At 70.0% G+C, this 12,128-nt stretch carries 8 protein-coding genes and 1 pseudogene; 7 read left to right on the top strand and 2 right to left on the bottom strand.

The window, feature by feature from the left end; translation table 11 throughout:
• Positions 1-184 precede the first annotated feature (184 nt).
• On the top strand, positions 185-1,273 hold the full coding sequence (locus ACIPWY_RS23475; RefSeq protein WP_362904707.1) for a branched-chain amino acid aminotransferase: 1,089 nt from the start codon (positions 185-187) through the stop codon (positions 1,271-1,273).
• 70 nt (positions 1,274-1,343) lie between these two features.
• Here ACIPWY_RS23475 and ACIPWY_RS23480 read toward each other — a convergent pair whose 3' ends face one another.
• Positions 1,344-2,786 (bottom strand): cytosine permease, encoded by a 1,443-nt coding sequence (locus ACIPWY_RS23480; RefSeq protein WP_401534793.1) that lies wholly within the window; start codon positions 2,784-2,786, stop codon positions 1,344-1,346.
• A 226-nt stretch (positions 2,787-3,012) separates the two neighbouring features.
• On the opposite strand from ACIPWY_RS23480, the gene ureA reads away from it, so the two are divergent.
• The 6 genes from ureA to cimA all read left to right on the top strand — a co-directional run bounded on the left by ureA (position 3,013) and on the right by cimA (position 10,475).
• Positions 3,013-3,702, top strand: a complete 690-nt coding sequence (ureA, locus tag ACIPWY_RS23485; protein WP_362904715.1) for an urease subunit gamma — start codon at positions 3,013-3,015, stop codon at positions 3,700-3,702.
• Complete coding sequence (locus tag ACIPWY_RS23490; protein ID WP_362904717.1) at positions 3,699-5,450, top strand: urease subunit alpha; 1,752 nt, start codon at positions 3,699-3,701, stop codon at positions 5,448-5,450. Before ureA ends, ACIPWY_RS23490 begins: the two co-directional genes overlap by 4 nt.
• Before the next feature lie 10 nt (positions 5,451-5,460).
• Positions 5,461-6,489 carry an agmatine deiminase family protein gene (locus ACIPWY_RS23495; RefSeq protein WP_362904719.1) on the top strand — a complete coding sequence of 343 codons (1,029 nt, stop codon included), beginning with the start codon at positions 5,461-5,463 and terminating at the stop codon, positions 6,487-6,489.
• Positions 6,490-6,565: 76 nt separating this feature from the next.
• Complete coding sequence (locus ACIPWY_RS23500; protein WP_401534968.1) at positions 6,566-7,120, top strand: TetR/AcrR family transcriptional regulator; 555 nt, start codon at positions 6,566-6,568, stop codon at positions 7,118-7,120.
• 117 nt (positions 7,121-7,237) lie between these two features.
• Entirely contained in the window at positions 7,238-8,554 is a 1,317-nt protein-coding gene (locus ACIPWY_RS23505) for an MFS transporter (RefSeq protein WP_401534798.1), read from the top strand.
• A gap of 295 nt (positions 8,555-8,849) precedes the next feature.
• Positions 8,850-10,475: a citramalate synthase gene (gene cimA / locus ACIPWY_RS23510; protein WP_362904723.1), complete on the top strand. Its 1,626-nt coding sequence runs from the start codon at positions 8,850-8,852 to the stop codon at positions 10,473-10,475.
• 85 nt (positions 10,476-10,560) lie between these two features.
• On the opposite strand, the pseudogene ACIPWY_RS23515 reads toward cimA, so the two are convergent.
• Positions 10,561-12,039, bottom strand: a pseudogene (locus ACIPWY_RS23515) (glycoside hydrolase family 30 beta sandwich domain-containing protein); the annotation flags it as partial.
• Between the last annotated feature and the right edge of the window lie 89 nt (positions 12,040-12,128).

Genomic DNA, 12,128 nt, shown 5'->3' on the forward strand with positions numbered 1-12,128 from the left:
ACGCCGGATCCGTACGGGCCGTTTTCGTCCATCGGACCCCCACGAGCGATAATCGAACGTGGGGCCGCGGTGAACGCAGAAGCTCGGACGACCAAGTAGTTGGGTAGTTGGATAGTTCGAGCTTCCATCTGCACGAGCGTGAAAAGCGGTCCGTCACACACAAACCGGTGAAGGACACGCAACCATGACGACGCCCACGATCGAGCTCAAGCCCTCCTCGACCCCGCTGTCCGACGCGGAGCGCGAGGCGATCCTGGCCAACCCGGGATTCGGCCGCCACTTCACCGACCACATGGTGACGATCCGGTGGACCGAGGGCCGAGGCTGGCACGACGGGCAGCTCGTGCCCTACGGACCGCTCTCCCTCGACCCGGCGACGAACGTCCTGCACTACGCGCAGGAGATCTTCGAGGGCCTCAAGGCCTACCGCCAGCCCGACGGCACCGTCGCCACCTTCCGCCCCGAGATGAACGCCAAGCGCTTCCAGGCCTCGGCGCACCGCCTGGCCATGCCCGAGCTGCCGGTCGAGACGTTCATCGAGGCGTGCGACGCGCTGGTCCAGCAGGACATCGCGTGGGTCCCGGCGCACGGCGGCGAGGAGTCCCTCTACCTGCGCCCCTTCATGATCGCGACCGAGGTCGGCCTGGGCGTGAAGCCCGCCAACGAGTACCTCTTCATCGTGATCGCCTCGCCCGCGGGCGCCTACTTCGCCGGTGGCGTCCGGCCCGTGTCGATCTGGCTGTCCGAGGACCGCGTGCGCGCCGTCCCCGGCGGCATGGGCGACGCCAAGACCGGCGGCAACTACGCGGCGTCCCTGCTCGCCCAGGCCGAGGCCGCCGCCCAGGGCTGCGACCAGGTCGCCTACCTCGACGCCGTCGAGCACAAGTGGGTCGAGGAGCTCGGCGGCATGAACCTGTACTTCGTGTACGGGGACAAGATCGTCACCCCGGAGCTGACCGGCTCGCTCCTCGCGGGCGTCACCCGTGACTCGCTCCTCTCGGTCGCCCGCGACCTGGGCTACGAGTCCGTCGAGAGCCGCGTCTCCATCGACCAGTGGCAGGCCGACACCGAGAACGGCACGCTCACCGAGGTCTTCGCCTGCGGCACCGCGGCGGTCATCACACCCGTCGGCACCGTCAAGCGCGCAGGCACCGAGTGGTCCCAGTCGGGCGGCGAGCCCGGCGAGGTCACGCTGAAGCTGCGCGAGGCACTGCTCGACATCCAGCGCGGCACGTCCGTGGACAAGCACGGCTGGATGCACCAGCTGGGCTAAAGGCGCTCGCCCACCGCAAACGAATGACCCGGCAACGTGCAGTTGCCGGGTCATTCGTTTCTGCTGGCCCTCAGCCGGCCGTCACGGGCTCCTTCGTCGGCTTCTCCGCCTCGGTGGAGGCCGGGACGGTGGGAGGCCTTTGGCCGATGTTCAGCGTCAGGTAGGCGAGGGCCGTGATGGTGGCGGACAGCAGGAAGCTGAAGTCGATGCCGCCGGTGTACGCCACCACGGGGCCGGTGTAGGTCGGGGTGGCGTCGACGCACAGGACCCCGACGGTCGCGCCGATCGCCCAGGCCAGGGCCGCGCGGACGTTCCAGCCGGCCTGGAACCAGTAGATGCCACCGACGCTGCCGCGGTTGTAGACCTGGAGCGACTCCGAGTCGTAGCGCGCCTTGCTGCGGATGTGGTTGATCAGGGTGATCACGGCCCAGGGGGTGCACAGGGCGGTCAGCATCAGTACGAACGCGGTCATGGCGTTCGTGGCACTCCACAGGAAGTGGCCTGCGTAGACGAGGACGGTGGAGACACCGGCGATGACGTACGTGCACCGGGTGCGGGTCGCCTTCGGCAGGATCGCGTCCATGTCCAGACCCATGCTGTAGAGCATCAGACCCGCGTTGCCGACGGAGCCGGCGGAGGCGGCGAGGATCAGCGGGACCAGGTACCAGGACGGGGCCCCGGCGACGAGGCCCGTGGCCCAGTCGTCGGCGTTCACCGCGATCGCGGTGAACGTACCGAACAGCTGCGGTACCAGCAGGCCGAGCATCAGGCCGACGTAGGTGCAGAAGTAGACGGCCTTGCTGCTGTGGCGCCGGGGCGAGATGTAGCGGGTGTAGTCGCCGAGCAGAGTGATGAAGGCGATCGGACCGCTGAGGCCGGCGGCGACAGCGGACAGGATCCAGGTCTGCCAGAAGCCCCCCAGCGCGTAGCCGCTCGGGTCGGGGGCGGCGGTGGTGAAGTGCGGCCAGTAGGCGACGACGCCCAGGATCAGCAGGATCGTCATGCCGATTGAGAGCACGCGGCTCATGCGGAGCAGGAGCTTGTAGCCGAACACGGCGCCGAAGGCCGTGGCGAAGGCCAGCGCCGCGTAGACGATGCTGGTGGTCACGCCGTTCGCGGGGAGCCCGACGACGCGGTGCAGAGCGCCGACCATCGAGTCACCGCCCACCCAGAGGGTCAGCGCGGTGTAACCGAGGGAGAGCAGCAGGCCGATGATCGAGCCGAGCAGACGGCCGCGGACGCCGAACGCCGCGCCACTGCTGGTGGAGAGATTGGTCGCGGTGCGCAGCGAGACCAGGGACAGCGGGGCCACCAGGATGCTGCCGACGACGGTGCCGGTCAGCAGAGCGGTGAAGGAGTCCCACCATCCGAGACCGAACGTCACGGGAAGCGCGCCGAAGATGATCACGCCGAGGGCGAGGTTGGAGCCGAGGAGGATGCTCACCAAGTCCCGAGGGCGGCTGGTGCGTTCGTCGTCCGGGACGGTGTCGACACCGCGCGTTTCAATCGGCATTGCGTGCTCTCCTGGAGGGACGATTCGCGGGTTAGAGCGTCGCTCAATGACGTTTTAATGTGACTGACACGTCAAGTTCAGTCAACACTTCACGGGCAATAATTCGGTTGTTAGAGTGGTGCTCTAAACCGAAGCCCGTCCGGCAATGACGACTGGTCGTCGACACGTGACGGATAGTGAGCGAGACGGCTTCAGGCAACGACTCAGGACACGGAGGTGTGGTGGCGTGCGTCTGACCCCCACGGAACGCGATCGGCTGCTGCTGTTCGGGGCCGCCGAGCTGGCCAGGGCCCGGAAGGCCCGGGGCCTGCGGCTCAACGTCCCCGAGGCGACGGCCCTGATCGCGGACACGGTGTGCGAGGCGGCCAGGGACGGCCGGCGGCTCGCCGAGGCCATCGAGGCGGCCCGCTCCGTCCTCGGCCCCGACGATGTGCTCCCCGGCGTCAGTGACGTCGTGACGGAGGTGCACGTCGAGGCCGTCTTCGACGACGGGTCCCGGCTCGCCGTGGTCAGCGACCCGATCGGCTCCTCGCTGGGCGACGAGGCGCCGGGCGCCCTGCTGCCGGGCCCCGAGCACAACGACCCGCCGGCCACGGTGACGCTCACGGCGACCAACACGTCGAGCGTCCCCGTCTCCGTGACCTCCCACTTCCACTTCTTCGAGGCCAACCCGCGGCTCGACTTCGACCGCGCGGCCGCCTACGGCATGCGGCTCGCCGTCCCCGCCGGTTCCTCGGTGCGGTTCGGGCCGGGGGAGAGCGCCGAGGTGGGCCTCGTGCCCATCGGCGGCGCGCGCGTCGCGATCGGCTTCGCCGGACTCGTCGACGGCCCGCTGGACGCGCCGGGCACCAAGGAGGAGGCCCTGCGCAGGGCAGCCGCCTGCGGATACCTCGGAGTGAAGGGAGCGGGCGCATGAGCAGGCCCACCAAGCACAGCGACCACTGCGCGCCGGGCAGCCGGCACATCGACCCCCACGCGTACGCCGCCACACACGGCCCGCGCGCCGGTGACCGCGTGCGCCTCGGCGACTCGGGCCTGACCGTCCGCGTCGAGTCCGACGCGCAGGCGTACGGCGACGAGTTCCTCGCCGGGTTCGGCAAGACGGCCCGCGACGGACTGCACCTCAAGGCCGCCGCCGTCCGCGAGACCTGCGACGTCGTGATCAGCAACGTCCTCGTGATCGACGCCGTGCAGGGGATCAGGAAGGTCTCCATCGGCATCCGCGAGGGCCGGATCCACGCCATAGGGCGCGCCGGTAACCCCGACACCCTCGACGGGGTCGACGTCGTCGTCGGCACCGGCACGTCCATCGTGTCCGGCGAGGGCCTCATCGCCACCGCGGGCGCCGTCGACACCCACGTACACCTGCTGTCGCCGCGCATCATGGAGGCCTCGCTGGCCTCCGGCGTGACCACGATCATCGGCCAGGAGTTCGGGCCCGTGTGGGGCGTCGGCGTGAACTCGCCGTGGGCGCTGCGCCACGCGTTCAACGCGTTCGACGCCTGGCCCGTCAACATCGGCTTCCTCGGCCGGGGTTCGTCCTCGCACGACGCCCCGCTGATCGAGGCGCTCGCCGAGGGCGGCGCGTCCGGCTTCAAGGTGCACGAGGACATGGGCGCCCACACCCGCGCCCTCGACACCGCGCTGCGCGTCGCCGAGGAGCACGACGTCCAGGTCGCCCTGCACAGCGACGGCCTGAACGAGTGCCTGTCCGTCGAGGACACCCTCAGGGTCCTCGACGGCCGCACCATCCACGCCTTCCACATCGAGGGCTGCGGCGGCGGACACGTACCGAACGTGCTGAAGATGGCGGGCGTCCCGAACGTCATCGGGTCGTCCACCAACCCCACGCTGCCCTTCGGCCGCGACGCCGTCGCCGAGCACTACGGCATGATCGTCTCGGTCCACGACCTCAAGACCGACCTGCCGGGCGACGCCGCCATGGCCCGCGACCGGATCCGCGCCGGGACGATGGGAGCCGAGGACGTCCTGCACGACCTGGGCGCCATCGGCATCACGTCGTCGGACGCGCAGGGCATGGGCCGCGCCGGCGAGACCGTGCGCAGGACCTTCGCCATGGCCGGGAAGATGAAGGCCGAACTCGGGCCCCTTCTTTCCCGGAACGGGGAGACCGGCGACGGCGAGTACGACGACAACGCGCGCGTCCTGCGCTACATGGCGAAGCTGACCATCAACCCCGCCATCGCGCACGGCCTCTCCCACGAGATCGGCTCCATCGAGGCCGGCAAGCTCGCGGACATCGTGCTGTGGCGCCCCGAGTTCTTCGGCGCGAAGCCGCAGCTCGTCCTGAAGTCCGGCTTCCCCGCGTACGGCGTCGTCGGCGACCCGAACGCGGCCACCGACACCTGCGAACCCCTCGTCCTGGGGCCGCAGTTCGGGGCGCACGGCGCGACCGCGGCGGACATCTCCGTCGCGTTCGTCGCCCAGGCCGCCCTCGACCAGGGCAACGACAAGATGCCCACCCGCCGCCGCCGCGTCGCCGTCCGCGGCACCCGCGGCATCGGCCCCGCCGACCTGCGGCTCAACTCCCGCACCGGCTCCATCGACGTCGACCAGGCCACCGGACTCGTCACGCTCGACGGCGACCCGGTGCGCTCCGAACCGGCCGACTCCGTCTCCCTGAACCGTCTCTACTTCCTGTGAGGACCCGCTCATGAGCAGCTTCCACATGCCCCCCGAGTGGGCCCCGCACGAGCGCACCTGGATGGCCTGGCCGAGCCCCAACCCGACCTTCACCAACGAAGAGGAGCTGGCCGAGGCGCGCGAGGCCTGGGCGTCCGTCGCCCGCGCCGTACGCCGCTTCGAGCCGGTCACCGTGATCGTCGCCCCCGGGCAGAGCGACTCGGCCCGTGCGCTGCTCGGCGACGACATCGACCTCGTCGAGCGCGACCTCGACGACGCGTGGATGCGCGACATCGGCCCCACGTTCGTCGTCGGCGACGGCCGACTGGCCGCCGTGGACTGGACGTTCAACGGCTGGGGCGCCCAGGACTGGGCCGTCTGGGAGCACGACGCGAAGATAGCGCGCCACATCGCGGACCTCGTCGGCGTGCCCGTCCACTCCTCCTCCCTCGTCAACGAGGGCGGCGGCATCCACGTCGACGGCGAGGGCACCGTGCTCCTCACCGAGACCGTGCAGCTCGACCCCGACCGCAACCCGGGCCGCACCAAGGCCGAGGTCGAGCAGGAGATCCACGCCCGGATCGGCACCACCAAGGCCATCTGGCTGCCGCGCGGCCTCACCGGCGACTACGGCGTCTACGGCACCCGCGGCCACGTCGACATCGTCGCCGCGTTCGCCGCGCCCGGCGTCGTCCTGGTCCACTCGCAGCAGGACCCCGCCCACCCCGACCACGAGCTGAGCAAGCAGCTCATCGAGCAGCTCAAGGGAGAGACGGACGCCAAGGGCCGGCCCCTGGAGGTCGTCGAGGTCCCCGCGCCGACCGTCCTCAAGGACGACGAGGGCTGGGTCGACTACTCGTACATCAACCACTATCTGTGCAACGACGGCGTCGTCCTGTGCTCCTTCGACGACCCGAACGACGAGGTCGCGGCCGGGATCTTCCGCCGTCTTTTCCCGGGCAGGACCGTCCAGCTCGTGGACGCCCGTACGATCTTCGCCGGGGGCGGTGGCATTCACTGCATCACCCAGCAGCAACCCGAGATCACGCCCGCACACTGAAAGACCCGCAGGAGTCCCCGTGGCCCAGGCCCGCCGGAAGAACGCCCCTCCGCGCGAAGAAGTCCTCGCCGCAGCCATGGAGATGATCGCCGAGCGCGGCCTGGAGAAGCTGACCATGGCCGCGCTCGGCCGCGAGGTCGGCATGAGCAGCGGCCACCTCCTCTACTACTTCGGTTCGAAGGACGAGCTGCTCCTGCGGACCCTGGAGTGGAGCGAGGGCCGCCTCGGCGCGGAGCGGGCGCGGCTCCTGTCCGGCGGCGGCACGGTCCGCGAGCGTCTCGACGCGTACGTCGACCTGTACGTCCCCGACGCTCAGGGCGACCCGCACTGGACGCTGTGGCTGGAGGTCTGGAACCGCTCGCAGAACGCCGAGGCCGACGGCGACGCGCGCGAGCGGCAGGCCGCGATCGAGCTGGCCTGGCACCGCGACCTCGTCGCACTGCTCGCCGAGGGCATCTCGCGCGGCGAGCTCCCGCCGCTCGACCCCGACCGGTTCGCGTCCCGGCTGCGGGCGCTGCTCGACGGCTTCTCCATCCATGTCGCGATCGGCCTGCGCGGCACGGACCGGGCCCAAATCCTGTCCCACGTACGGGAGTTCCTGGACGAGGCACTGGTCAAGAACCCCGCGTAGCCCTTCGTGCGCGCCGCGTCCGCCGACGTTCCATGAACACAATGAACACAAGTACGCGTGATCGTTGCGCGGTACACCCTTGTCATGGAGCGAAGCATTCCGGCACCGTGGCCGCCCATGGGACGAGAGCAATGGAAGAAGATCCTGGTCGGGTCGGCCGGGAACATGGTCGAGTGGTTCGACTGGTTCGTGTACGCGAGCTTCGCCACATACTTCGCGGGAGCCTTCTTCCCCGACGGGAACCCCACGGCACAGCTCATGAACACGGCCGGCATCTTCGCCGTCGGCTTCTTCATGCGGCCCGTGGGCGGCTGGCTGCTGGGCAGGGTGGGGGACCGCAAGGGCCGTAAGGCGGCGCTCACCCTGACCGTCACGCTGATGTCGGCGTCCGCCGTCCTCATCGCGGTCGCGCCCACCTACGCGGTCGCCGGGTACGGCGGCGCCGTCGTCCTGCTCGTCGCCCGCCTCCTGCAGGGCCTCTCGGTCGGCGGCGAGTACGCGGCCAGCGCCACCTACCTCACCGAGGCGTCCGACCCGAGCCGCCGCGGCTTCGCGTCCAGCTTCCAGTACGTCTCCATGACCGCCGGTCAGATCGTGGGTCTCGGCCTTCAGATCGTCCTCCAGCGCACCCTGTCCGACGACGCGCTGCACAGCTGGGGCTGGCGCATCCCGTTCATCGTCGGCGCGCTCGGCGCCGCGATCATCTTCTATCTGCGGCGCAACATGCTGGAGACCGACGTCTACGAGGAGTCCGCCGACGACGCGGGCGCCGACAGCAAGGGCACCCTGACGGCGCTGTGGGCGCACAAGCGCGAGGCGTTCCTCGTGATGGCCCTGACGATGGGCGGCACCGTCGCGTACTACACGTACACGACGTACCTCACCAAGTACCTCTCCAACTCCGCCGGCCTCAGCAAGCAGACCGCGACGCTCGTCTCGTTCTGCGCCCTGATCGTCTTCGCCTGCATCCAGCCGCTCGCCGGCAAGCTCTCCGACCGGATCGGCCGCCGCCCGCTCCTGATCACCTTCGCGGTCGGCTCCACCTTCCTGACCGTGCCGATCATGACGATGCTCAAGCACGCGGGCTCCTTCTGGCCGGCGCTCGGCCTCGCCCTGCTCGCCCTCGTCGTCGTCACCGGCTACACGTCGATCAACGCGTGCGTGAAGGCCGAGCTGTTCCCGACCGGCATCCGCGCCCTCGGCGTCGCCCTCCCGTACGCCATCGCCAACGCGCTCTTCGGCGGCACCGCGGAGTACGTGGCCCTGTGGTTCAAGGACGCGGGCGTGGAGTCGGGCTTCTACTGGTACGTCGCCGGGTGTGCCGCCGTGTCGCTGATCGTCTACCTGGCGATGCGCGAGACGAAGGACATCGACCTGAACCGGGTCGCGGCCGCCGCGCCCGAGACCAGGCAGCCCGCGGCCGAAGCGGTCTGAGCTCACATCGTGAGACCACGGTCCGGGCCACGCCCGGGCTGTGGCAGACTGCCGACGTGCTCTCGTTCGCCATGATTATTGGCAGCAGGCGCGCCGGTCCGCAGTGACCGCCACGTACGAACACGTACGGGCGGACATCGTCGTCTCGACCCGCGCGCAGACCTCTCGCACCCGCGAGGGGTTTTTTTGGTTTCCTGGCCCACCACAAGCCAGGACCGGAGCGCGAGGGATCATAGGGGGACGGTGGAGCCGGTCATTCCGGTAGACCGAGATCCGATACAGGAGCCAGATCAGCATGACGGACGCAACCGACGACAATCCCCGCTCTTCCCGCGTCGACGACGACTTCCACGTCTTCGACACCACGCTGCGCGACGGCGCGCAGCGTGAGGGCATCAATCTGACCGTCGCGGACAAGCTGACCATCGCCCGGCACCTGGACGACTTCGGCGTGGGATTCATCGAGGGCGGCTGGCCCGGTGCCAACCCCCGCGACACCGAGTTCTTCGCCCGCGCCCAGCAGGAGATCGACTTCCAGCACGCGGAGCTCGTCGCGTTCGGCGCCACCCGCCGCGCCGGCGCCAAGGCCTCCGAGGACCCGCAGGTCAGGGCGCTCGTCGAGTCCGGCGCCCCGGTCGTCACGCTGGTCGCCAAGTCGCACGACCGCCATGTCGAACTGGCTCTGCGCACCACGCTCGAGGAGAACCTGGAGATGGTCCGCGACACCGTCTCCTACCTGCGCGAGCAGGGCCGCCGCGTCTTCGTCGACTGCGAGCACTTCTTCGACGGCTACCGGGCCAACCCCACGTACGCCAAGGCCGTCGTCACGGCCGCGCACGAGGCGGGCGCCGACGTCGTCGTCCTGTGCGACACCAACGGCGGCATGCTGCCCGCGCAGGTCCAGGCGATCACCGCCACGGTCCTCGCCGACACGGGGGCCCGGCTCGGCATCCACGCCCAGGACGACACCGGCTGCGCCGTCGCCAACACCCTCGCCGCCGTGGACGCGGGCGCGACCCACGTGCAGTGCACGGCGAACGGCTACGGCGAGCGCGTCGGCAACTCCAACCTCTTCCCGGTCGTCGCCGCCCTGGAGCTCAAGTACGGCAAGAAGGTCCTCCCCGAGGGCGCCCTGCGCGAGATGACCCGGATCTCGCACGCCATCGCCGAGGTCGTCAACCTCACGCCCTCCACGCATCAGCCGTACGTGGGAGTTTCGGCGTTCGCCCACAAGGCGGGCCTGCACGCCTCGGCGATCAAGGTCGACCCGGACCTCTACCAGCACATCGACCCGGACCTCGTCGGCAACCGCATCCGCATGCTCGTCTCCGACATGGCCGGGCGCGCGTCCATCGAGCTCAAGGGCAAGGAGCTCGGCGTCGACATCTCCGACGACCGCGAGCTCGTCGCCCGCGTCGTCGCCCGCGTCAAGGAACGCGAGCTCCAGGGCTACACGTACGAGGCGGCCGACGCCTCCTTCGAACTCCTCCTGCGCGAGGAGGCCGAGGGCCGCGCCCGCCGCTACTTCCGCGTCGAGTCGTGGCGCGCCATCGTCGAGGACCGCCCCGACGGCAGCCACGCCAACGAGGCGACCGTGAAGCTGTGGGCCAAGGGCGAGCGCATCGTCGCCACGGCGGAGGGCAACGGCCCGGTCAACGCCCTCGACCGCGCCCTGCGCGTCGGCCTGGAGCGGATCTACCCGCAGCTCGCCAAGCTGGAGCTCGTCGACTACAAGGTCCGCATCCTGGAGGGCAAGCACGGCACGTCCTCCACGACCCGCGTGCTGATCTCCACCAGCGACGGCACGGGCGAGTGGTCCACCGTCGGCGTCGCCGAGAACGTCATCGCAGCGTCGTGGGGCGCCCTTGAGGACGCCTACACGTACGGTCTGCTGCGGGCCGGGGTCGAGCCGGTCGAGTAGGCGGCACATGTACGGACGCCGGAGGGGCCGCGGCCAGGCCCCTCCGGCTTTCCGCTGTCTTCTACTGCCTCTGCTGTCTCTACTGCCAGGTGAACGTCGCCGACGTCTTCGCGGGCAGCGAGTAAGTGGCGTGCTGTCCGCCCCAGTTGACGGTCACGGTCTTCGCGGACGTGCCGCCGTTGTACGCGATGAGCGCCTTCGAGCCGTCCGGGTTGCGCCAGGCCACGTTCGGCACGGCCGAGCTGCCGGTCGACGCGACGCGCTGGGCGCCGGGCCGGACGAACTTCGTCAGATGGCCCATCGTGTAGTACTCGACGGTGTAGTCGACCTGTCCGCTGCGCCCGTCACCGTTGTGCACGGTCACGAGCCCCGTGCAGGTGCCGCAGCCGCCGTTGTGCGGGCCCATGTTCTGGTCCACGGCGAGCGACCACTTGGTCACCGACTTCGCCCAGTTGCGGGTGTAGTCCACGATGTTGAGCATGTCCTCGCGCTGCTGGTCGGCGATCCACGTGCCGCCCGAGTGCTCGGTCCCGAAGGCGTCGAGCTGCGGGTAGCGGTCGTGGATGCTGCTCTGCTTGCCGACGTCGCCGCCGTAGCCGTGCCACGCGATCCCGCCGAAGTTCGGGTGCGAACGCACCGCCGCGTCGTCCACGGTCTGCGCCGCGTAGCCGTCGTACGTGTCCCAGTTCCAGTCGTGCGCGAGGACCTTGGTGTCCAGGCCGGCGGCCGCCAGCTTCGGCAGCAGCTCGCTCTTGGTGAAATAGGCGAGCCCCGAGGCGTTCCAGCTCATCGAGGGGTAGCCCCCGCAGCACGTCGGTTCGTTCTGCGCGCTGACGTAGTCGACCGGGACGCCCTGGTCCCGGTACGCCTGGAGGTACTTCACGAAGTACGAGGCGTAGGTGCCGTAGTCCTCCGCTTTCAGCCAGCCGCCGTTGAGCTGTCCGCTGTCCTTCATCCAGGCGGGTGCGGTCCACGGGGAGGCCATCACGGTGACGTCCGGGTTGAGCTGACGGGCCTGCTTCGTGAGGGGCAGGACGTCCGCGAGGTCGTGGGCGACGGAGAACTCGGAGAGGTCGGGATCGGTCTGCCCGGCGGGCACGTCGTCGAACGTGTAGCCGAAACGTGCCAGGTCGGAGCCGCCCATCGGGTTGCGCAGGAACGACAGGCCGATGCCGTCGGTGGGGGAGAACAGCTTGCGCATCGTGGCGTCGCGCGTGGTCGCCGACAGGGCTCCGCTGCTGTTCATCAGCCAGGCCGCGGTGTCCGTGAAGGAGGCGCCGCCGCCGGTGAAGGTCTGGTAGCGGGTGCTGTCGTCGACGGTGATGTTCTCGCCATCGCCGCCCGTGCCCGCCTGGAACGAGAACGGGGCCTGCTGTTCGAGGCCGCGGACGACATGGCGTCCGCCGGCGTCGTCCGTGGTGGTCAGCCAGGCCGTGACCGGCTCGCCCGCGGCCTGCGCGGGGGAAGCCACGAGCCCGGTCAGGCCCGCGGTCGTGAGCAGTCCCGCGGCGAGCAGCCGGGCCGCCCGGCGCGGACCCGAACGGAGCCGTGTGGGGGTTCTCATGGTGCGCCGCCCTTCTGTGGGGGTGAGGAGATGGGGCGTGCGAGGCGTGAGTAAATGACGGCTGCGAACGGGAGTCAAGGGGGCGCGCG

It is taken from the genome of Streptomyces sp. NPDC090032, from assembly GCF_044748025.1.
Taxonomy (GTDB): domain Bacteria; phylum Actinomycetota; class Actinomycetes; order Streptomycetales; family Streptomycetaceae; genus Streptomyces.

Excerpts from the sequence above, each read along its gene's own strand:
- ACIPWY_RS23480 (WP_401534793.1), bottom strand. The coding sequence starts at position 2,786 with ATGCCGATTGAAACGCGCGGTGTCGACACCGTCCCGGACGACGAACGC.
- ACIPWY_RS23505 (WP_401534798.1), top strand. The coding sequence starts at position 7,238 with ATGGGACGAGAGCAATGGAAGAAGATCCTGGTCGGGTCGGCCGGGAAC.
- ACIPWY_RS23475 (WP_362904707.1), top strand. The coding sequence starts at position 185 with ATGACGACGCCCACGATCGAGCTCAAGCCCTCCTCGACCCCGCTGTCC.
- ACIPWY_RS23500 (WP_401534968.1), top strand. The coding sequence starts at position 6,566 with ATGGAGATGATCGCCGAGCGCGGCCTGGAGAAGCTGACCATGGCCGCG.
- cimA (WP_362904723.1), top strand. The coding sequence starts at position 8,850 with ATGACGGACGCAACCGACGACAATCCCCGCTCTTCCCGCGTCGACGAC.
- ACIPWY_RS23490 (WP_362904717.1), top strand. The coding sequence starts at position 3,699 with ATGAGCAGGCCCACCAAGCACAGCGACCACTGCGCGCCGGGCAGCCGG.
- ACIPWY_RS23495 (WP_362904719.1), top strand. The coding sequence starts at position 5,461 with ATGAGCAGCTTCCACATGCCCCCCGAGTGGGCCCCGCACGAGCGCACC.